The following is a 21,887-nucleotide window of genomic DNA, read 5'->3' as shown; positions in this document are numbered from 1 at the left end:
GGGGTCGGGGGCGTGCCCGGGCGCGGGCGCGGGCGCGGGCGCCGGCGGGCGCGGCTCCGAGGTGACGGGCCCGCCGCGTGGCCGCTCGTGGCCGGGCGGTCGCCGGCGGTCGTGCCCGGGCCGTCGGCGGCGGTGGATACCGTACGCGACGAGCGAGACGCCGACGAGGAGTTTGGCCACCAGGTTGAACGTGGACGGGGGCGACCTCGGTACGGGGGGTTGGCCTCCGGTGAGCAGCAGGACCAGGGTGATCACGGCCACGAAGCAGGTCACCCACCCGAGGATGAAGGCCAGCCCCTTGCGGGCACCCCGGACAGACGCCACCACCAGGACGAACGCCATGATCGGCAACGGATCGAGCGTGATGGCGAGCGCGATGAGCAGCAGGTCCACGACCATGGCCTGATCCCGTCGGCCGCACGTACGGGTCGAGCCTATGCAGGGCCTCGGAGCGCCGCATCCTTGCGGTGTCACCAGGTGCCGGGTGCGATACGGCGGGGTGCCGTACGCCGCTCGGTCGCGCACTCTGGAGTCGGGAAGGAGCAGACCGATGGACATCTCGGCAGGCGTGCCGCAGGCCACGGCGACCCGGACCTCATGCCCAGGCCCCGCATCCGCCGGCGGCTGAGGCGGTCCGACGTGAGCAGCGGCGAGGGGACAGAGGAACAGCGGCGTCCGTCCCCCGCGGCGGGACCCGCGGGCCGTGCGCCGCGCCGGGCCACCGCCGTGTTCCGCGCCTCCTGGTGGCGTGAGCGCCTCGCGCGTCTGACCGCCTGGCTGCGGGTCGTGCACGCCCGGCTCGAGACCCGCTTCCCCGTGATCACCGCCCTGGTGGACCGCGTGGTGTCGGTCAACATCTTCGACTCCGCCACCCGTATCGCGGCGCAGTGCTTCCTCACGGCCGTTCCGCTGCTGCTCGTGGTCGGGGCCTACGCGCCGCCGGCGCTGCGGGATCAGGTCACCGAGTCGGTGAGTGACGTCTTCGGCCTGACCGGGCAGGCGAAGGCCGAATTGCACGCGGCGTTCCAGCCGCCTCCCGAGGACCTGAAGCAGGCCACCGGAGTGGTCGGCGGGCTGATGGTGATCCTGTCGGCCACCGCGGTGAGCCGTGCCGTGCAGCGGCTGTGCCGAAGGGCGTGGCAGTTGCCGCGTGCCGGGCTCTCGGTGGCTCCGTGGCGGTGGCTCGCCTGGATCGTCCTGTGGCTCGGTGCGCTGGTCGCGCAGGGTTGGCTGGGCAGCGTGCTGGGGGTGGCGCTGGGTCTCGTGGTGACGCTGCTCATCGAGACGGCCCTGTGGTGGTGGACGCAGCACCTCCTGCTGGGCGGCGTCATCCGCTGGGCGCCCCTGCTGCCCGGTGCCCTGATCACCGCGGCGGCGGTCAGCGGCCTGTCGGTCACCGCGCACTTCTACATGCCCAGGGCGCTCAACCGGGCGCTGGAGGCCTACGGTTCCGCCGGCTCGGTCTTCGTGCTGCTGTCCTGGCTCATCGTCATCTGCGTGGCCGTCGCCCTGGGGCTCAGCGTGGGCGCCGTCCTGTCCCAGGAGACCGCCCTGCGCCACCGTCTCGGCAGCCCGGCGCCGTCGTCCCCGGCCGCGAAAGGCACCTGATCTCCCAGGATGCGCGGGCACCTGTCCCGCGGGGAGAAGGCACGGATCCCCGGCGTGCGAGCGGCACGGCACGAGCGCACATTGGAAGGGAGTCGATCAGGTCGTGGAGGAGCGCCGGCCGGTCGGACGGACAACCCGAGGAGCATGCTCATGGCCAGCCACACGAGCCGAGTGCACCACACGACGCGAGCCCACGGCGCCCGTTCGTCCCGTGCCGTGACCGCATGGGTGGCGCTCGCCGCCTCACTCATGATCTTCAACGGCATCATGGCGATGCTGTCCGGCATCGCCGCCATCGCGAACGACGAGGTCTTCGTCACCACGCGCAACTACGTCTTCGAGTTCGACCTCACCGCGTGGGGGTGGATCCACCTCATGATCGGACTGGGCGTCGTCCTCGCGGGAGTGTCCCTCTTCCAGGGCTCCAGGTGGGCCAGGGTCGTCGGCATCGGGCTCGCCGGCCTGAGCATGATCGCGAGCTTCATGTGGCTGCCCTACGCACCGGTCTGGGCCGTGACCATCATCGGGCTCGACGCCATCATCATCTGGGCGCTCTGCAAGGCTCAGTCCACGGACTGACAAGACCTCACCGTCGACGCCACAAGGGCGTCGGTCCGCGCTTCAGGCAGCGGACCGGCGCCCTTTCCCATGCGGGATCACGCACCGAGGTGCTCCCCTCCACGCTTGTTTTGACAGGGCCTTGACATATCTGACGGTGCCCAGCAGCATGCAAAACACAGGCTGAGTCCCGCAATTCCCCTTGCGTACAACGCAATTCGCGCACAGCGCCAGCGATCACCCGCGGTAGCCCGACAGCCCCGTCGTCGCGCCCCGCGCAGCACCCGGCAAGCGCGGCCGGCGCGCGCCTTGCCTGACATCTCCCACCGTCAGGAAGGACGACCCCCCATGCTTTCGCGCCCTCGCGCGGGGCTGACAAGCCTCACCGCGCTCGCGCTCGTCCTGGCCGGTGCCGTCACGGCGGCTCCCCCGGCCACCCCCGCCCCCGCGGCCCCGGCGGCTCTCCCTCCCGCCGACTACCAGCAGGTCCAACTCGCCGCCGGAACCGCCGAGACCGGCGAGCCCATGTCTCTCGCCGTGCTGCCGGACCGCTCGGTCCTGCACACCGCCCGCGACGGCACGATCCGTCTCACGGACGCCGCGGGCAACACCAGGCAGGCCGGAAAGCTCGACGTCTACACGCACGACGAGGAGGGGTTACAGGGCATCGCCGCCGACCCCGCCTTCACCACCAACCGGTACGTGTACGTCTACTACTCGCCGAGGCTGAACACCCCGGCGGGCGACGCCCCCACCACGGGCACAGCCGCCGACTTCGCGCCCTGGAAAGGGCACCTCAACCTCTCCCGGTTCACGCTGCGTACCGACGGCACCCTGGACACGGCCGGAGAGAAGGTCCTCCTTCAGGTGCCCAACGACCGCGGCCAGTGCTGCCACGTCGGCGGCGACCTCGACTTCGACGCGGCCGGGAACCTCTATCTGAGCACCGGGGACGACACCAACCCGTTCGACTCGTCCGGCTACGCGCCCATCGACGAACGCACCGACCGCAACCCCCAGTTCGACGCCCAGCGCAGCTCCGCCAACACCAACGACCTGCGGGGCAAGGTACTCCGCATCAAGCCCACGGCCGCCGGGGGCTACACCGTCCCCCCGGGCAACCTGTTCGCACCGGGCACCGGGGGCACCCGGGCCGAGATCTACGCGATGGGCTTCCGCAACCCGTTCCGGATGTCCGTCGACCGGCCCACCGGCACCGTCTACCTCGGCGACTACGGGCCCGACGCGGGCGGCACCGACCCCAACCGGGGACCGGGCGGACAGGTCGAGTTCAACCGCATCACCTCGCCCGGCAACTACGGCTGGCCGTACTGCACCGGCACGAACACGCCGGCCGAGACGTACAACGAGTACACCTTCCCCAACGGCCCGTCGGGCGCCAAGTACTCCTGCGCGGCCGGACCCGCCAACAACTCCTTCCGCAACACCGGCCAGACCCAGCTGCCCCCGGCGAGACCGAGCTGGATCAAATACGGGCTGGACGGCTCGCCGCCCGAGTTCGGCGGCGGCTCGGAGTCCCCCATGGGCGGCGAGGTGTACCGCTTCGACCCCGCCTCGACCTCGGCGGTCAAGTTCCCGCAGTCCCTCGACGGCCGCTTCTTCGCCGCCGAGTACGGCCGCCGGTGGATCAAGGCCGTCGAGGTCCGGGGCGACGGATCCTACGGCGCCATCGAGGACGTCCCCTGGACCGGAACCCAGGTGATGGACACGGACTTCGGCCCCGACGGGGCGCTGTACGTCCTGGACTACGGCACCGGCGGCAACAACTCGGGCCTGTACCGCATCGAGTACATCGCGGGCAGTGACCGCAACCCCGTCGCCCGGGCCTCGGCCGACCGCACCTCCGGCACCCTGCCCCTGACCGTCCGGTTCTCCTCCCAGGGCAGCGCCGACCCCGAGGGCGGGGCGCTCACGTACTCCTGGAACTTCGGCGACGGCACCACGTCCGCACAGGCCGACCCCAGCCACACGTACACCACGGCGGGCACCTACCGTCCCACTCTCACCGTCCGCGACCCGGCGGGTCTCACCGGCACCGCGAGCCTGGTGGTCACCGCCGGGAACACCGCACCGACGGTCGACCTCCAACAGCCCCTGCACGGGCAGCCGTTCGCCTTCGGGGACACCGTGCCGTTCCGGGTGCGGGTCAGCGACCCGGAGGACGGCTCGGTCGACTGCTCCAGGGTGAAGGTCACCTACCTCCTCGGCCATGACAGCCACACCCACGCCATCACCTCCACCAACGGCTGCGAGGGCACCCTCACCGTCCCCGCCGACGGCGAGCACGACAGCGCCGCCAACCTCTACGGGGTCTTCGACGCCGAGTACACCGACACCGGTGGCCTGACCACGCACTCCGTGCGCACCCTGCAACCCCGGCACCGGCAGGGCGAGCACTTCGGCGCCCAGTCGGGCGTCCAGATCGCCGAGCACGCCACCGCCGAGGGCGGCCGCACGGTCGGCTTCACGGACGACGGCGACTGGATCTCGTTCCAGCCGTACGTCCTGGCGGGTGCCACCAGGTTCACCGCGCGCGTGGCCTCGGGCGGCGCGGGCGGTACCCTCCAGGTACGGGCCGGTTCCGCCACGGGCCCCCTGCTCGGGTCCGCGACCGTGCCGGTGACCGGCGGCTGGGACACCTTCACCGACGTCACCGCCGCCCTGTCCGGAGCACCCGCCGGCACCACCGAGCTGTTCCTGGTGTTCCGCGGCCCGACCGGGCAGGGCAACCTCTTCGACGTCGACGCCTTCACCCTCGGCACCGGCTCCACCACGACCACCCCATGGGAGGCGGAGTCGTACAGCTCCGCCTCAGGCGTCCAGTCCGCGGCCCACGGCTCGGCGAGCGGGGGCCTGACGCTGGGGTACGTCGACGACGGCGACTGGGCGGGGTACGCGTCGGTGTCCACCGCCGGAGCGACCGCCGTCTCCGCGCGGGTCTCCTCGGCCGGGGCCGGCGGCACCCTCCAGTTCCGTTCCGGCTCGCAGACCGGGCCGCTGCTGGGCTCCGTGACCGTGCCGGTGACCGGCGGCTGGGACACCTTCACGACCGTCAGCGCCACCCTCGTCGGCACGGGGTCGGGGCCGCTGTTCCTCACCTTCACCGGCGGCTCAGGCTCCCTGTTCGACATCGACACCTTCACCCTCACCCGATCCGCCGCCACGGCGCGCAAGGGGCGATGACCATGACCATCTGGATGCGGCGACTGCGCCACGCCACCGCGGCTCTGGCCCTGGGCCTGCTCGGTGCCCTGATCCCGCCGGCCGGAACCGCGCACGCGGCCTCCTTCGAGGTCCTGGTGTTCTCGAAGACGGCCGGCTTCCGGCACGACGCCATCCCGGCCGGCATCGACGCCCTGCGGGCCCTGGGCGGGCAGCACGACTTCACCGTCACCGCCACCGAGGACGCCGGAGCGTTCACCCCGTCCAACCTGGCGCACTACGAGGCCGTGGTGTTCCTGAACACCACCGGCGACGTGCTCGACTCCGCGCAGCAGAGCGCGTTCCAGTCGTACGTCGACTCCGGCGGCGGCTACGTCGGCGTGCACGCGGCGGCCGACACCGAGTACGACTGGCCGTACTACGGGCAGTTGGTGGGCGCGTGGTTCCGGAGCCACCCCGCGATCCAGCAGGCCACGCTGCGCACCGAGGACCGCACCCACCCTGCCACCGCCCACCTCGGCGCGACCTGGACCCGCACCGACGAGTGGTACGACTACCGCGCCAATCCCCGCCCCCGCGTGCGCGTCCTGCAGACCCTGGACGAAACCACCTACAGCGGCGGCTCGATGGGCACCGACCACCCCATCACCTGGTGCCACGACCAGGGTTCGGGCCGGTCCTTCTACACCGGGCTCGGCCACACGGCCGCGTCCTACGCCGACCCGGCCTTCCGCTCACTGCTGCTGGGCGGCCTCCGGTACGCCGCCGGGCAGGCGGCCGCCGACTGCTCGGCGCCTTCCGGGAACGGACAGGTCGAGGCCGAGTCGTTCAGCTCCGGCTCCGGGGTGCAGGCGGCAGCGCACGGCCCGGCCAGTGGCGGGCGGACGCTGGGGTACATCGACCACGGCGACTGGGCGGGCTACTCCCAGGTGAGCACCGCGGGAGCGCGGACCTTCACGGCGAAGGTGTCCTCGGCGGGGGCGGGCGGCACGATCGAGATCCGGTCCGGCTCGGCCGGCGGCACCCTTCTCGGCACGGTGAGCGTGCCGGTCACCGGGGGCTGGGAGACCTTCACGACCGTCACGACGACCTTGACCGGTGGGGCGTCGGGCCCGCTCTTCCTGCGCTTCACCGGTGGGGGCGGCGCCCTGTTCGACGTCGACGCCTTCACCCTCGGCACCCGGCCCACCGCCGGGGCCCTCTCCGACGACGTCCACCTCTTCTACTACCCCTGGTACGGGAGTCCTGCCGTCAACGGAAGCTGGCGGCACTGGCAGCAGGGCGGCCACACGCCACCGGACGGCCTCGGCGCCGACTTCTACCCGGCGCTCGGGCCGTACGACTCAGGCGACTTCGACGGGGCCGTCGCCCGGCACATGGAGTGGATCGCCCGCTCCGGTGCCGGCGTGATCGTCTACAGCTGGTGGGGCCGCGGCAGCTACGAGGACCGGCTCGCGCGGGGTGTGCTCGACGCGGCCCGGGAGCGGGGCATCGAGGTGGCCTGGCACCTGGAGCCGTACGCGGGCCGCACCGGGGCGTCGACGGCCGCAGACATCGCCTACCTCACCAGCACCTACGGCAGCCATCCGGCGTTCCACCGCGCGGCGGACCACGCAGGCAAGGGCGTGTTCTACGTCTTCCAGAGCCTCGACATCGCCGACTGGACGGCCCTGGACCAGGTCACCGGTACGAGCATCGTCCTCGCCCAGACCACGGACACCACCAGGATCGCGCACTTCTCCGGCATGTACACGTACGACGGCATCGCGGGCGCCACGGCGCCCGGCTGGAAGCAGGCCGGTGACCACGCGCGCGCACACGGGCTGGTCTGGGCCCCGTCCGTCGCACCCGGCTACATCGACGACCGGGCGGTGCCGGGCAATGCCACCCCGACCGTGGAGCGCGCGGACGGCGCGGCGTACGACCGGCAGTGGTCGAACGCCCTCGATCCGGCGGTCGGGGGATCCCCGACCTGGGTGTCCGTGACCTCCTTCAACGAGTGGCACGAAGGGAGTTCCATCGAACCGGCCGACTCCACGCCACCCGCCGGCCACGGCTACCGGACGTACAGCGGGGCCTACGGGCAGACGGGAGAGGCTGCGCAGACGGCATACCTGGATCGCACCGCGTACTGGGTCGGCCGCTTCGAGGAACTCACCGCTGACCAGGGCCGGTGAGACGACTCCCCCGCCCGGAGCGACGAGAAGCCCGACCGTGACGGTGCGGCGGGCCGCACCGTCACTCGTCACTCCTTCGTCCCGATCGCGTTCACCGGACGGACCCGGAGCAGCAGCCGGGCGGGCAGCATCGCGCCCGCCACCGTCAGCAGGGCCGTCGAACCGACGATCGCGAGCCATCCCTGCAACGGCACCGTCGGCCAGGGTGCGCCGGTCAGCGCCAGGGCGATCAGGACCAGCGGCGGGACCGACAGCAGGGTGCCCAGACCCGCACCGACCGCGACCACCGTGACGCTCTCCCCCCGCATCATGGCGAGCACCTGGGAACGGCTGCTGCCCGTCAGCCTCAGCAGCGCGAACTCGCGGCGGCGGCTCGCGGTGTTCATCACCTGGGTGTTGACGACGGTGAGCGCGGTATAGGCGATGATCACGCCGACCACCACGTAATTGACCCATGCCGTCGCGCGCTGCTCCTCGACCTGGGCATCGACCGCCAGTGCTCCGGTCAGGGTGGTGCCCGGGTAGGTCCGTGCCAGAGCGGTCAGCTCGCGTGCACTGTCCTCGGCGGCGCCAGGGGCGGTCCGGATCAGCACCGACTGGTCGACCCCGGCGGTGGTGTGGGCGAGGAGCAGGTCGTGGTCGAAGGTGAGGTCGGCGAAGCCGAGTCCCCTGCCGTACACGGCGATGACCTCGCCGGTGAAGGGCGTGCCGTCGCCGAGGTACAGCCGGGCCCGGTCGCCCACGTCGAGCCCCAGCCACGAGGCGGCCGTGGTGCTGAGGGCCACCGTGTCCGGTGCCAGGGCCGTGAGGTCCCCTTCCTGTGCGTCCAGGTCGACGGTGGCGGACAGGGCCGACGGCTGAAGGCCCTGCGCGGTCAGGGAGACGGTTTCCTGCGTGCCGAGGAGCGAGCCGACGCCGATCGCCTTGGAGCGGACCACGCCGGTGGCGGCCGTGACGCCCGGCAGTTCGGCGGCCCGGTGCGCGAGGTCGGGTGACATGCCGGCGGGAGCGGTGAGCACGTGATCGGCGACCGTGCCGGAACGGATCTCGTCGGCGGACCGGTCCAGTTGGGTGGTCTGGGTGAACACGACCGTCGCGGCGAAGGACACGGCCAGGACCAACGGGGTGATCGCGGCAGCCGTCCGGGCCGCGTGGGCCCGGGAGTTGAGCGCAGCGAGCCATCCGGTGGCCCCGGTCCGGTCCAGCAGCGGGGCGAGGAGAGCCGTGGCGGCGCGGGCGATCAGCGGGCCGAGGACCGCGGCCGCGATGACGAGCAGCAGCACGAGCGAGTTGGCCAGACCCACCAGGGTGAGGAAGTCGGTGCGGTGGCCGAGGCCGAGGCCCAGCACGGAGACGGCCAGGGCGAGCAGGACGCCACCGGTGATCAGCCGGCCCCTGCCGAGCCGCGTGGGTTCGGCGGCGGCCTCGCGCAGCGCCTGTGTGGGGTGGACGCGTGCCGCCCGGCGGGCCGCGACGAAAGCGGCGATCACCGCGGTCAGGACGGTGGCGGCGACGGCCGCCACGAACGGGAGCGGGCCGACGACCGGCCGGAAGTCCGGAGGTACCAGGCCGCGGCCGGCGAACTGCCCGCTCAGCCAGTGGACGACACCCACGCCGAGGGGGCAGCCGAGTACCCCCGCTACCAGACCGGCCACCGCGGACTCCGCGGAGATCATGCGGTACAGCTGCCCCGGGGTGGTGCCGATCGCGCGCAGCAGGGCCAGTTCGCGGTGGCGGTGGCGGACGGCGAGCGAGGTCGTGGCGCACAGCACGAACACCGCCACGAGCAGGACGTTTCCGCCGATGGCCGTGGACAGTTGCACGAGGTTGGCCGCACCGACCGCGATGTCGGTGAACTCCGCCTCGCCGCGTTCGTCGCCGGTGTACACGGCCGCGTGATGCCGGGCCAGCACCCGTTCCAGGGCAGGTGCCACCTGCGACGGCGGGGTGCCGGGCTCGGTGAACACGCCGAACGCGTCGGCGGACGCCCCGAAGCGGGGCGCAAGCCGCTGCATCGCGGCGGCGGAGGCATAGAGCACCGACTGCCGGGGAGCGCGGTCACGGTCGAGGGCCACCAGTCCGCTCACCTCGAAGGTGAGCGGGGTGGACGAGGTCATGAGCCGTACGCTGTCGCCGGTTCCCAGGCCGGCCCGGGCCGCGAGACGGGTGTCCAGGACGACCTGGCGGGTGCCCTGGGGGGCACGTCCCTCGGTGAGGCGGAATCCGCCGAGGACCCGGCTGGACCAGGTGTGCGCCTGCGGCACGGCCCCGTTGGCGCCGGTGACGGTCCTGTCCCCGTCGAGCAGCCGGACGGTGACGCGCCGGTCGGGCACCACGGAGGCGACACCGTCGACCGCGGCGAGGTCGCGGCCCAGGGAGGCGTCGAGCCGAGGCCGTTCCAGCAGCGGCTGGGAGCTGCGGTCGTCGGTTCCGTCGGCGGATCTCACGTCGAGGTCGACGGACTGCCGGCCGGCGACGATCAGCGGGGCCCGCTCGTACCGTTCGGGCGGCAGGGCGGAGCGCAGGCCGGATTCCAGGAGTACGCCGCAGGCGCTGATGACGGCCGCGCCGAGCAGGAGGGCGGTGAAGGTGGCGGCGAAGGCCCCGCCGCGGGCGCGCAGGGTGGCCAGGGCGATGCGCAGCATCAGCGGCTCCTGCGCAGCTCGGTCATGACGCTCGTGACCTCGGCGGCGGACGGCGACTCCACTCGGCGGACCAGGCGCCCCTCGGCGAGGAAGAGCACCTGGTCGGTGCGTTGGGCGGCGACCGGGTCGTGGGTCACCATGACGACGGTCTGGTGCAGGTCGGTCACGGCCCGCCGCAGCAGTGTGAGGATGCCGTCGGCCGTGTCCGGGTCGAGCGCGCCGGTCGGTTCGTCCGCGAAGATCACTTCGGGGCGGGTGATGAGGGCGCGGGCGATGGCGACCCGCTGCTGCTGTCCGCCGGACAGTTGTGAGGGGCGCCGGTCGAGCAGCCCCGTGAGTCCGACGGCGGCCGTGACGCCGTGGACCGAGTCGTGGTCCGTTCCGGCTCCGGCCAGCCGCAGCGGCAGGGTGATGTTCTGCTCCACGGTCAGCGACGGCAGCAGGTTGAAGGCCTGGAAGACGAAGCCGACGCGAATCCGGCGGAATCGCGTGAGCCGCTTCTCGTCCAGCTCGCCGAGCACCTGGCCGCCCAGTTGGACGGTTCCGGAGGTCGGCCGGTCGAGTCCGGCCGCGCAGTGCAGGAAGGTGCTCTTCCCGGAGCCGGACGGGCCCATGACGGCGGTGAAGCCCCCGGCCGCGATGGACGTGCTGACGTCGTCGAGTGCGGCGACCGCGTCCGGACCACGGCCGTACCGCTTGGTCACGCGGGTCAGCCGTACGGCGGTGCGCGACGGGTCGACGCCGATGGGGGCGCCGGGGGGCTTGTTCCGGCTACGTGCTCCGAGCATGGGACACCTCGAGGTCGTTCGCGGATGGTGTCCCTCCAGTCCACCGGCGTCCGCGCCCCGGAACCTCCCTCCCCACGTCGAGTCACGCCCTCCGCCGGGCGGAGGAGAGGGCCGGCGCCTTCGCCCCTGCGGACGAGGCGGCCCGGAGTCCGCGGGCACGGCCGGTGACGCGTCTCCTCCTTACGGAGGGGGCCGGGAGGAGGAAGGCCGGCCGCACGATTCCGACTCCGGAGGGGCGGGGCGCCTGAACAGGGCGCTTACCGTGGGTGCCATGAGAGAACCAGGGTCCCTCGCAGGCCGCCAGGTGCCTGCCGCGGTGACGGACGTGACGCTGGCCGTCCTGACGGCGGCGGCGTGCCTGGCGCTGCCGGCGGCGATCCCGCCGGACGGCGCCGACCTGCGGGATCCGGACCGCTGGTGGTTCGTCCTGGTGGCGCTGTCCACGCTCCCGCTGGCCCTGCACCGCAGACTGCCCCTGGCCGCCCTGCTGGTGATGGCGGTCGCCTCCGGGACGCTGCAGCACCTGTCCTACATCCCCCGGCTGGCCGGACCGGACGGCACGTCGATCGGCCCCACCTACCTGGCCGTGGCCACCGCCGTGTTCCTGACGGCCGTGCGCGGCACCCCGCGGGTGACGACCTTCGTCGCGGCCGTGTTCATTCCGCTGAGCGCGCTGACGGAGGCGTTCCTGGCCCCGGCGGGGCACCGGCTCGCCGCGCTGCTGACCGACGCGGTGCTCCTGCTGGCGGCGTGGGCGCTGGGCCGGCTGACCCGGGCCCGGACCGCCGTCCGGGACGAGGCCATGCAGCGCGCCGCGGCCCTGGAACGCGAGCAGGCCGCCAACGCCCGGGCCGCCGTCATGGAGGAACGGGCGCGCATCGCCCGGGAGCTGCACGACATCGTGGCCCACAACGTGAGCCTCATGGTCGTGCAGACCATCGCGGCCGACCGGGTCCAGGACCGGTCGCCCGACAAGGCCCACGAACTGCACGCGGCCGTCGAGCAGACGGGCCGCGACACCGTCACCGAACTGCGCCGGCTGCTGGGCGTGCTGCGCACCGACGAGGAGGCGGCGGGCACGCCCTCGAAGGAGCCGCCCCAGCCGACCGTCGACGCGCTGCCCTCCCTCGTCGACGCCGTACGGGCCACGGGGCTGGACGTCGACTACGAGGTGTCGGGGCACCCGGTCCCGCTGCCCGCGGGATACCACCTGACGGTGTACCGCGTCGTGCAGGAGGCGCTCACCAACACCGTCAAGCACGCCGGAGCGACCCGTACCCGGGTGCGTCTGCTCTGGGAGGAGGCGCCGGGGCGGCTGCACGTCCGCGTCTGTGACGACGGACCGGGCGACGCCGCCAGGGCCGCCGCACCGGCCCCCGTGCCCGCCGACGGTGCCGGGCATGGTCTGCTGGGCATGCGGGAGCGCATCGCCGCGACGGGCGGCACCCTGCACACGGGCCCCCGGCCGGGCGGTGGCTACTGCGTCCACGCCGTCCTCGAGCTGCCCGAGGACGACGGCATCGCGAACAACGGAGGAACGGCTCACCATGCGGCCCATCAGCGTCCTGCTGGCTGACGACCAGCCGATGATCCGGACCGGTTTCCGGTACATCCTGGAGGCGGAACCCGACATCGAGGTCGTGGGTGAGGCCGCCGACGGCCGGGAGGCCGTCGAGGAGACCCGGCGGCTGTCGCCGGACGTCGTCCTCATGGACATCCGCATGCCGCGGATGGACGGGGTCGAGGCGACCCGGTTGATCGCCGAGAGCGGGCTGCCCGGGCGGGTCATCATCCTGACCACGTTCGATCTCGACCAGCACGTGGTCGACGCCCTGCGGGCCGGGGCGAGCAGCTTCCTCGTCAAGGACGGTCCCGCCGATTCCCTGGTCGCGGCCATCCGCACGGTGGCCGCCGGTGAGGCCGTGCTCGCGCCCCGGGTCACCCGGCGCCTGCTGGAGCGTTTCACCGGGATGCCGTCGGAGGCCGCTCCGCCCGTCCCGCCGCGCCTGGACGTGCTCACCGGCCGTGAAGTGGACGTGCTGCGGACCCTGGCGCGCGGACTGTCCAACGCGGAGATCGCCGCCGAACTGGGGATCGGCGAGACGACGGTGAAGACGCACATCGCCCACATCCTCGACAAGTTCCAGCTGCGCGACCGGGTGCAGGCGGTGATCCTCGCCTACGACTCGGGACTGGTCACCCCGCGCCCGGGCCGGCCCGAACCCTCCTGACTCCCGGCACCGGGCAACGCCGGGCCCGGTCTTCGCCTCTCACCCTGTGGGCCGCCGCGCGCCGCGGCGTGCCCCGACTCAAGAGAAAGGGAGGGTGCCTTGTCCACCCTTGCAGTGCTGCTCGTCGTCCTCGTCGGACTGACGACCATGGCGACCGTGGAGAGCCGGGCCCGTCGGCTGGAGCGGCGGATGTCCCGTCTGGAGCACCGGCTCGGCCTCCTCATGGCACACCACGGCGTACCGGACGACGACCCCGAACTGGCCGAGGTGGCGGCCCTGGTGCGTGCCGGGCAGGAGATCCCGGCTGTCAAGAAGTACCGCGAGGTCACCGGCGCCGGTCTGCTGGAGGCCAAGCAGGCGGTGGACCGCCTCCGGGACTGACGGCGGGCGCCGGCCCTGCACATGTGCACCCCGGAGGCTGCCCGCCGTCGTGGCGGGCAGCCCCGGGCCTGTGAGGTGTTCGGCCGGCCGGGTCAGCCGGCCGGGACCGTGTCCTCGAAGGTGGTGCCGGCGGCGCGGTACGCGTTGAGCTTCGCCGTGACCTGGGCCGGGGTCAGGACCTGGTCCTTGACGTGCAGGACGTAGTCGACCTGCTGGTCGTAGGAGCGCGGGGTGGTGCTGGTCTGGCCCGCGAGGTCGATCAGCCACTGGTTGAAGTTGATCGACATCGGGCGCTCGGGCAGGTAGGCCGCGTCGTGGGTGCCGAAGAGCTGCCCGTCGACGTAGTACTTGATGGTGCTGTTGTCGATGGTGAGCACCAGGTCGTGCCAGCCCGCGTGGCTCTGCCGGGACTCGGTGTGCTGGTTGACCGCCTGCCACGGGTCGGGGTTGTAGGTCTCCCAGGACGTCGTGTAGAGGATGTTGGAGGGCTCGCCCCAGCCTCCGTTGGGCAGGTACTCGAAGTCGTACTCGGCGTAGTCGTCGGCCATCGGGGCCTTGAGGTCGTTGATGGTGAAGAAGGTCTGTACGAGGCGGTCGCCGTCCGGGCCGGAGACGGGCGCGTCGGAGAACCGGACGCGGGCCGCGTAGGTGCCGTTCTTGAACTTCATGGCCTTGGTGAGGACTTCGGTGTGCTTGGTCGTCTCGGGCGTGCCGGCGGTGGAGGTCCGCAGGTTCATCACGGAGTTGCCGCCGGAGGCCGCGAAGGTCACGTTCTCGGGGGCCCACGTGGCGCCGGGCACCCCGGGGCCGCCGGAGTTGGACCGCACGCTCCAGCCGTTCGCGGAGATCCTCGGGTCACTGGAGTTGCTGTAGTTGAAGTCGTCGAAGAGGCTCTGTCCGCCGGCCGGGGGGTCCGTGGGCGGGTCGGTGGGCGGATCGGTCGGGTCGTTGCCCTCGGGGGCCGTGCCCCACACCGTGCTGCCGGAGACCTGGGCGGTGACCTTCGGCCAGTCGGCGTACGTGCTGCGGGAGGCGCTGAACGAGTAGTCGTCGCTCTGCGTCAGTGTCTGCCAGTCGGCGCGGTGGAAGCGCAGTTGCATGTCGCCGGTGTCGGCGCCGGGGGCGAGGCTGCCGGCTCCCGTGGTGAAGCCGATGTCGAGGTAGCGGTCGGCGGTGGCCGTGGGACGGGCGAGGGTGCCGAAGGTGCCGGTGATGTGGGCGCAGCCCTTGACCGCCCAGGAGCAGGCGAAGCGGTAGGCGGCACCGGCCGAGTCGGCCTTGAAGTAGTAGCGCACCTTGACGGCGGAGAGCTGGAGCGGGGCGTTTCCGGTGTTCCTGACCTTGAGCCAGGGTTCGGACTGGTCCGCCGTGGCGGAGCCGGCGCTGGTGCGGTACTGGACGGTGACGGATTCGCCCGCGGCACTGGCCGTGCCGGTCAGGGCGGCGAGGCCGGTGGTTCCGGTGGCCATGGCGACGGCGGCGGCTGCGGCGACGCGCCATCTGCGGGGAGCGGTGGGCCGATGCATGCTCGTTCCTTTCCGGGTGGGATCTGCTGGTCCCGCCGCCCGTTGGGGCCGGGCGGCGGGCGGTGCCGTGCTGTGGTGCGGTTCAGGGGTGGCGGCTGACCCGCAGCGCGTCGAGCCGGGCGCTGTGCCCGGCCATGCGGGCACTGAAGTCGTCCCAGGTGCTGGGGCCGCTCCAGGCGCCGTCGGCGAGGGCGCACAGGCGGGGGAACGTCAGATACTCGATGCGGGCCGGTGTCGCGGCGTACTCGGTCCACAGGTGGGCCTGGGTGCCCAGGACCCGGGCGGCTTCCTCCGCGGTCGCCGTCTCGGGTACGGGGTCGTGGCCGTGGACGTCCCGCAGTCCCACGACGCCGCCGGGCTGCCCGGGCGGCTCGTCGGGGCCGGCGCTGCGGGGGTAGTCGAGATAGGTGGCGCGGTGGTGGGAGTTGATGACGTCGTGGCCGCGGCGGGCCGCCGCCAGGACGTGGGCGGGGTCGCGCCAGGCCATCACGGTGAATCCGTCGGGCAGTTCGGTGCCGGTCTCCGCCCAGGCGACCGGACGCCGTCCGTGCCGGGTGAGGAAGGCGCCGACGCGGCCGAGGAACCATCCGTGCAGGGCCGCCGGTCCGCTCAGATGCGCGCTGCGGGCCCGGGCCCTCGCCGCCGGGCTGTCCTCCCACTCGGTGGTGGGGCATTCGTCGCCGCCGATGTGGAGGTGGGGCGAGGGGAAGACGTCCATGACCTCTTCCAGCACGGTCCGGCAGAAGTCGAAGACCTCCTCGTGCACGCCGAGGATGGCGTCGCACACCCCCCACCTCGTCCAGACGTCCAGGGTGCGCTCCGGCCGGTTGCCGAGGTGTGGGTAGGCGGCGACGGCGGCCCGGGCGTGGCCGGGCATCTCGATCTCGGGCAGCACGGTGATGCCGCGTGCCGCCGCGTGGTCGACGAGCCGGACGAGTTCGGCCCGGGTGTAGGCGCCGCCGTGGGGTGTGCCGTCGTAGCGGTCGCCGCTCGGGCCGGTCATGGACTGCCTGCGGTGGCCCCCGATCTCGGTGAGCTTGGGGTAGGCCGCGACGGGCATCCGCCAGCCCTGGTCGTCGGTCAGATGCAGATGGAAGACGTTGATCTTGTGCAGGGCGAGCAGGTCGACGTAGCGCAGCAGGTACGACAGGGGCTGGAAGTGGCGGGCCACGTCGAGCATGGCCCCGCGCCAGGGCCGGCGGGGGACGTCGGTGATGTCGGCACAGGGCAGGGTCCAGGGCACGCCCTGCTGGGGTGCGGCGGCCAGGGCCGGCACGGGCAGCAGCTGGCGGACGGTCTGCACGCCCCGCAGGAGTCCGGTGAGCGAACGGGCGCGCAGAAGCAGGGAGTGCGGTCCGATGGTCAGCCCGTACCCTTCGTCGCCCAGTCCCGTCAGGGCGGGGTCGAGGGCGAGGACGACCGGCCCGTCGGCGGCGGGGCGCAGGGGCAGCCCGGTGGCCGGGGCGAGGAGGGTGCGCAGCAGGTCGGCGGCGGGTTCCGCGCCGCCGGTGACGCGCAGACGGGTGTCGGCGTCGAGAGTGAAGTGGCCGCCTTTGAAACGGGCCTTGGTGGGGCGGGGCATGAGCGGTGTCCGCGGGGGCGAGGTCACGGCTGTCTCCGGAAGGGGTCGCGTCGGGGTGGGGGCGCGGGAGGGCTCAGCCCTTGACGGCACCGGCTGCGAAGCCGGAGGTCACATGGCGTTGCAGGAGGAGGAAGACGGCGAGGGCGGGAAGCGCGAAGAGAGTGGAGGCCGCCATGGTGGCGCCCCAGTCGGTGCCGAAGACGTTCTGGAAGGACGACAGCCAGACCGGCAGGGTGCGGCTGTCCTGCTGCTTGATGATGAGGAAGTTGGCGTAGGCGAACTCGTTCCAGGCGGTGATGTAGCCGAACAGGGAGGTGGCCATCAGACCGGGGGCGAGCAGGGGGAAGGTGATGTGGCGGAAGGCGTGCCGGCGGGTGCAGCCGTCGACCTGGGCCGCTTCTTCCAGTTCGGGCGGGATGGCCGCGATGAAGCCCCGCAGCACCACGATGGTGAACGGCAGCGTCATCATGAAGTAGACGAGCGTCAGGGTGGGCAGCCGGTCCAGCATGCCGGTGTCCCGGGAGATGATGTACACGGGGATGATCAGCGCTTCCCAGGGTGCCATCTGGGCGATGAACACCAGCAGCATGAACTGCCGCCGGCCGCGCCAGCGCATGCGGGCCACGGCGAACGAGGCGCCGAGGGCGACGACCAGGGCGAGCAGGACGGCGGTCAGGGTCACGAGGATGCTGTTGCGCCAGAACAGGGCGAATCCGTCGGCGTCGACGGCGGTACGGAAGTGCTCCAGTGTCCAGGTGCGGGGCAGGAGCCGGGGGGTGTCCGACTGGATGTCCCGGTTGGGTTTGAAGGCGGTGGTGATCATCCAGTAGACGGGGAAGAGGCAGAGGACGATCGTCAGGGCGGCGGCCGTGTTCAGGAGGAGGCGCCGGCGCGACCGAGGGCGCGGTGTTCGCGCGAGGGTCGCAGTACTCACGGGGCTCACAGGGTTTCGCCCTCCTGACGGAACATCTGGCGGAAGTACAGGACGAGCACGGCGGCCATGAGCAGGACCGTGACCATGGACGCCGCGGAGCCGAGGTCGTAGCGCTGGCTCGACAAGGCGGTCTGGACGGCGTAGACGGGCAGGATGGTCGTGGCGTCTCCCGGTCCGCCGTTGGTCATGACCCAGATCTGCACGAACGCCTTGAAGGTCCAGATGACCTCCAGGGAGAGGACCAGCATGAAGATCGGGCGGATCATGGGGAGGGTGACGGCGCGGAAGATGCGGCCGGCCGAGGCACCGTCGAGGCGGGCCGACTCGTACAGCTCCGCGGGGACGGTCGTCAGGGCCGAGTAGAGGGTGATGGCGGCGAACGGCACCGACTGCCAGACGATCAGCAGTACGAGGATGGTGAAGGCGGCCAGGCCGTGGGCGAACCAGGGGTAGCGCTCGAAGGAGCCGAAGCCGAGTTGCCGGAGCGTCCAGTTGACGATGCCGAACTCCGAGTGGAACAGCCACTGGAAGACGGTGGTGGTGGCGATGACGGGCATCGCCCAGGCCAGGACGAGGGCGCTGAGCACGGCCGTGCGCCACAGGCGTCCCAGCCGCTCGACGAGCAGGGCGACCAGGGTCGCGAGCAGCATGATCAGGACGACGTTCGCCGCCATGAAGAGGAAGGTGCGTCGTACGACCTGCCAGAAGCGCTCGTCCGTCAGCAGCGTCTCGTAGTTGCGCAGTCCGACGAACCGCGCGTCGCCCTGGATGAGTTGGCGGAGCTGGAAGTCCTGGAGCGAGATCAGCACGGCGCGGGCCAGCGGGTACAGCAGGAGGTACAGCATGCCCAGGACCGTGGGGGCGGCCAGCAGGTAGGGCCAGAGGCCTGCGCGGCCGCCGCGACGCGCGCCGCCGCGCCCGGGCTCGGCGGCGGGTGGTGAGGGCGGGCGGGGCCGGGCGGGTGGCGCGCTGGAGTCGCGGATGACCGACACGGTGCCGTTCTCCTCGGATGTGTCGTCGCTCGGGGCGGGGGTGGGGGGAGCTTTGTGGCCGGGGGTGCCATGCCGGGCACGTGCCCTGGCGGGGCACGTGCCGTGGCCGGGCGGTGCCGTGGCCGGGCGGTGCCGTGGCGAGTCGGCGGGACGGCGCGCTGTCCGGGCGGCGGGGTCAGGAGTCGTTCATGGCGGTGGTGATCGCCGCCGAGGCCCTGGCCGCCTCCGTCCGTGCGTCGGCGCCGGTGAGGACCGCGGTCATGTAGTCCTTGATGGGGTTCTTCGCCTCGACGGCCGCCCAGCCGGGCGTGTTGGGCGTCGCCCTGCCGACCGCGGCGCCCGCCGCCATGGCCGAGGCGCCGGGGTCGGAGGCGACCGCGTCGGCCAGGGTCGTCTTGTTCGGGACGTAGCTCATGGCGGCGGCGAGTTTGCGCTGCCAGGCGTCACCGGTGAGTTCCTTGACGAAGGTGAAGGCGGCGTCCTGCTTGCCCGAGGCCGCCGGGATGACGAGGTCGGAGCCGCCGATGAACACCGAGCCGGGGCGTTCGGCGGTCTTGCCCGGGATGGGGAAGAAGCCGAGCCTGCCCTTGAGTTCGGGGTTGTTCTCGGTGACCACGCCGGCCCCGCCGGGCGTGGAGATGATCTGCGCGACCTGCCCCTTGGCCATGACCTCCGCCTGCGGGGGCTCCGCCTCGTCGGCGTCCTTGGGGCCCTTGCCGAGGGCCTGGAGCCTCTTGTAGAAGTCCATGCCGCGCAGCGCCTGCGGGGTGTCGAGCGCGCCCTTCCAGGTCGTGCCGGAGCGCGTGGCCAGGTCGCCGCCCTCGTCCCAGACGAACCCGGCCAGGGCGTACCACATCTGTCCCGGCAGATAGATACCCTGTGTGCCGCCGGAGTTCAGCTTCTCGGTGGCGGTGATCCACTGCTCGCGTGTCTTGATGGAAGCGGCGTCGACGCCGGCCTTCTCGAACAGGTCGGTGCGGTAGATCACGACCCGGTTGGCGGCGTAGTACGGGATGCCGTACTGCCTGCCCTCGAACGCTCCGGGCTCGGCCAGGCCCTTGAGCCAGTCCTCGCCGCCGAGTTCGCCGGTTCTGTCGCTGAGGTCCAGCAGGCCGCCGCTCTGCGCGTACTGCGCGACCTGGGTGTTGCCGGTCTCGATGACGTCCGGGGCGTCGTTGCTGGCGAGGGCGGCGGTGACCTTCTCCCCGATGCCGTCCCACTCCTGGACCTGGACCTTCACGTCGATGTCCGGGTGGGCTGCCTCGAAGCCCGCGACGAACTCCTTCTGGAACTGCGCCGAGACGCTGTCGCGCATCAGCCAGACGTCGATGGCCGTCCCGCCGCCGGCGGAGTCACCGGAGGACCCCGAGCCGTCGCCGCAGGCGCTGACGCCGGAGGCGATCACCAGTGCGGACAGTCCTGCGAGCATGCGGAGCTTCACGGTTCACCTCTGGAGGGAAGGCGCCACGGCACCTGACCAGTTGGGCAACTGGACAGGTGACCTCTCGTTGGTCGATGAAAATGGCATAGACCAATAGAGGCGTCAATCCCCCATGCCCCAACGACTTTTGGCCGCGACGCCCTCGGCCCACCGAGCGAAGGCACCCACCCCTCACTTGACCAGTGGACGATGAGTGGTAAACAGTCCACACAACGGGTCGAGCACCAAGGGCGTACGGCGGGGCGGGAGCGGTCGGACATGAACGCGGGCGAGTCGGGGTCGGTACTCAAGCGGGAGCGGGTGCGGGACCACATCCTGGAGCTCATCGAGTCACTGCACCCGGGGGACGCGATCCCCTCCGAACGGTCCCTGTGCGCCACGCTGGAGGTGTCCCGCCCGACCCTGCGGGCGGCCGTCGACGAACTGGTAGCGGCGGGGCTCCTGGTGCGCGAGCACGGGCGGGGCATGTTCGTGGCCCCCGAGAAGATCACCCAGGAACTCGTCTCGGACTCCCAGGGCATGATCCTGCCGCAGGCGTCGGGCACCTGGTCGAGCCGTCTGCTGGAGTTCGCCACCATCACCGCGGGCGCCCGGGTGGGCCGCAAACTGCGCCTGTCCCCCGCCGCGGGCATCGTCTACGCGGCCCGCCTGCGCCTGGTCGACGGCGCCCCGATGGCCATCGAGCACCTGCACATCCCGGCGGAACTGGTACCTCGGCTCACGGCCCGGGAGCTGGAGACGGGCGATCTGTACGAGCACTTGCGCGAGCGGCACGGGGTGCAGGTCAGCGAGGCGACGCAGACGATCGAGCCCACGGTCGTCAGCCAGGCCGAGGCCGGTCTCCTTGGCGTGCCGGAGCTGTCCCCCGCGCTCCTCTTCGAACGCCACACCAGCGACACCCGGGGCCGGCCCGTGGAGTACGTCCACTCGATCTACCGGGGCGACCGTTACCGAATCGTCTCCCGGCTCAGCCTGAACGCGCCGTCCACCTCACCGTCCACGCCCCGGGCGGAGGCCACGCCGGGGTGGCACCCGGTGTGATCGCGCGAGAGTGAACGGGCCGTCAAGGCCCTGAGCTGCAGGGCTTGTTGATGGTGTGAAACCCGGAGGAGCGACCTCCGATGCAGTGGGTTGACGGTGATAGCATTCCGCCGTCTGCGACCTTGATCCACTTTTGCTCAGGGCCCTGAACCCCGAACGCGCTGAACTCCCCCCGTGTGCAGTGCGCTGGACGGGTTGCGGATTCTTGCGAGGCGTACCCCCGACGTCCGCATGTAACGCGCCGGGAAAGGTTTCCATGACTCAAGACGTGCTTCTTTGGTGCCTGGTTGCGATAGCGGTGACAGCCGTCGCCGCCGTCGTGGCACTCGTGCTCCGCAGCAGAGGCGTGACGAGGAGGAAGAAGGAGTCCGAGGCCGAGCTTCAGGCGCGGCTGCAGTACAGCCAGAACGAACTGGGACGCTACCAGGCGGAACTGGCCAGGATCCGCAACGAGCAGGACGTGGTCATCCGCGAAGCGGAGCAGGCCGCCGAGGAGAACATCAAGGCGGTCCTCAAGGGTGCCGCACGTTTTCTGCAGAGCCTCGCGGCCGAGCAGACGACGCTGCTGGACGGGGTCCAGCGCGAGTACGGCGGCCACCCTGTCCTGACCGACCTGATGGACATCACGCACGCCAACGCCCAGATGGCCCGCAAGGCGCAGGGCATCGCCGTCATGTGTGGTGCGCCGCTGGGCCGCCGCAACCAGCCGGCCAGCGTCTACGACGTCGTCCGCAGCGCGCAGAGCCAGATCCGCAACTTCCAGCGCGTGGAGATCATGCAGCCGAGCGGCATCGCGCTGA

16 protein-coding genes and 1 pseudogene are annotated in these 21,887 nt (G+C 72.0%); 9 read left to right on the top strand and 8 right to left on the bottom strand.

The genetic code is table 11. The features are described 5' to 3' along the window. On the bottom strand, positions 1-399 hold a 399-nt coding region (locus tag CHR28_RS36645), incomplete at its 3' end, for a GAP family protein (protein WP_179272699.1). 240 nt (positions 400-639) lie between these two features. Here CHR28_RS36645 and CHR28_RS36640 point away from each other — a divergent pair. The 4 genes from CHR28_RS36640 (at position 640) to CHR28_RS36625 (ending at position 7,526) form a co-directional block, all read left to right on the top strand. Then, complete coding sequence (locus CHR28_RS36640) at positions 640-1,608, top strand: YhjD/YihY/BrkB family envelope integrity protein (RefSeq protein ID WP_256984606.1); 969 nt, start codon at positions 640-642, stop codon at positions 1,606-1,608. Between the two features lie 150 nt (positions 1,609-1,758). Next, on the top strand, positions 1,759-2,187 hold the full coding sequence (locus CHR28_RS36635; protein WP_094058050.1) for a DUF7144 family membrane protein: 429 nt from the start codon (positions 1,759-1,761) through the stop codon (positions 2,185-2,187). 327 nt (positions 2,188-2,514) lie between these two features. Further along, a complete protein-coding gene (locus tag CHR28_RS36630; RefSeq protein WP_094058044.1) occupies positions 2,515-5,370 on the top strand; it encodes a carbohydrate-binding protein in 2,856 nt (951 codons plus the stop codon). Between the two features lie 14 nt (positions 5,371-5,384). Next, positions 5,385-7,526 (top strand): ThuA domain-containing protein, encoded by a 2,142-nt coding sequence (locus CHR28_RS36625; protein ID WP_094058049.1) that lies wholly within the window; start codon positions 5,385-5,387, stop codon positions 7,524-7,526. 68 nt (positions 7,527-7,594) lie between these two features. Here the strand turns inward: CHR28_RS36625 and CHR28_RS36620 are convergent, their stop codons facing one another. Both CHR28_RS36620 and CHR28_RS36615 read right to left on the bottom strand, forming a co-directional pair. Then, positions 7,595-10,171: an FtsX-like permease family protein gene (locus CHR28_RS36620; protein ID WP_094058043.1), complete on the bottom strand. Its 2,577-nt coding sequence runs from the start codon at positions 10,169-10,171 to the stop codon at positions 7,595-7,597. Further along, complete coding sequence (locus CHR28_RS36615; protein WP_094058048.1) at positions 10,171-10,959, bottom strand: ABC transporter ATP-binding protein; 789 nt, start codon at positions 10,957-10,959, stop codon at positions 10,171-10,173. Before CHR28_RS36615 ends, CHR28_RS36620 begins: the two co-directional genes overlap by 1 nt. A 271-nt stretch (positions 10,960-11,230) precedes the next feature. On the opposite strand from CHR28_RS36615, the gene CHR28_RS36610 reads away from it, so the two are divergent. The 3 genes from CHR28_RS36610 to CHR28_RS36600 all read left to right on the top strand — a co-directional run bounded on the left by CHR28_RS36610 (position 11,231) and on the right by CHR28_RS36600 (position 13,571). After that, entirely contained in the window at positions 11,231-12,535 is a 1,305-nt protein-coding gene (locus CHR28_RS36610; protein ID WP_179272698.1) for a sensor histidine kinase, read from the top strand. Beyond that, positions 12,507-13,190, top strand: coding sequence for a response regulator (locus CHR28_RS36605; protein WP_094058041.1), 684 nt, complete (start codon positions 12,507-12,509; stop codon positions 13,188-13,190). The genes CHR28_RS36610 and CHR28_RS36605 overlap by 29 nt, the downstream gene beginning before the upstream one ends. Before the next feature lie 99 nt (positions 13,191-13,289). Continuing rightward, entirely contained in the window at positions 13,290-13,571 is a 282-nt protein-coding gene (locus tag CHR28_RS36600; protein WP_094058040.1) for a hypothetical protein, read from the top strand. Positions 13,572-13,663: 92 nt separating this feature from the next. On the opposite strand, the gene CHR28_RS36595 is transcribed toward CHR28_RS36600, so the two are convergent. The 5 genes from CHR28_RS36595 to CHR28_RS36575 all read right to left on the bottom strand — a co-directional run bounded on the left by CHR28_RS36595 (position 13,664) and on the right by CHR28_RS36575 (position 20,046). Beyond that, positions 13,664-15,097, bottom strand: a complete 1,434-nt coding sequence (locus CHR28_RS36595; RefSeq protein WP_094058039.1) for a cellulose binding domain-containing protein — start codon at positions 15,095-15,097, stop codon at positions 13,664-13,666. An 82-nt stretch (positions 15,098-15,179) separates the two neighbouring features. Further along, positions 15,180-16,679, bottom strand: a complete 1,500-nt coding sequence (locus CHR28_RS36590; RefSeq protein WP_094058038.1) for a beta-N-acetylhexosaminidase — start codon at positions 16,677-16,679, stop codon at positions 15,180-15,182. A 73-nt stretch (positions 16,680-16,752) separates the two neighbouring features. After that, positions 16,753-17,613, bottom strand: coding sequence for a carbohydrate ABC transporter permease (locus CHR28_RS36585; protein ID WP_094058047.1), 861 nt, complete (start codon positions 17,611-17,613; stop codon positions 16,753-16,755). A 5-nt stretch (positions 17,614-17,618) separates the two neighbouring features. After that, entirely contained in the window at positions 17,619-18,605 is a 987-nt protein-coding gene (locus CHR28_RS36580; RefSeq protein WP_373453420.1) for a carbohydrate ABC transporter permease, read from the bottom strand. Between the two features lie 175 nt (positions 18,606-18,780). Beyond that, positions 18,781-20,046 (bottom strand): extracellular solute-binding protein, encoded by a 1,266-nt coding sequence (locus tag CHR28_RS36575; protein ID WP_094058037.1) that lies wholly within the window; start codon positions 20,044-20,046, stop codon positions 18,781-18,783. 258 nt (positions 20,047-20,304) lie between these two features. On the opposite strand from CHR28_RS36575, the gene CHR28_RS36570 reads away from it, so the two are divergent. Then, positions 20,305-21,087: a GntR family transcriptional regulator gene (locus tag CHR28_RS36570; RefSeq protein ID WP_094058036.1), complete on the top strand. Its 783-nt coding sequence runs from the start codon at positions 20,305-20,307 to the stop codon at positions 21,085-21,087. A gap of 319 nt (positions 21,088-21,406) precedes the next feature. Beyond that, positions 21,407-21,887 (top strand): annotated as a pseudogene (locus CHR28_RS36565) (ATP-binding protein); the annotation flags it as partial.

The sequence above is a fragment of the Streptomyces sp. XY006 genome, from assembly GCF_002237655.1.
Lineage (GTDB): Bacteria > Actinomycetota > Actinomycetes > Streptomycetales > Streptomycetaceae > Streptomyces > Streptomyces levis.
The sequence above is the reverse complement of the archived record's forward strand: the minus strand, read 5'-3'. Positions and strand labels throughout refer to the sequence as shown.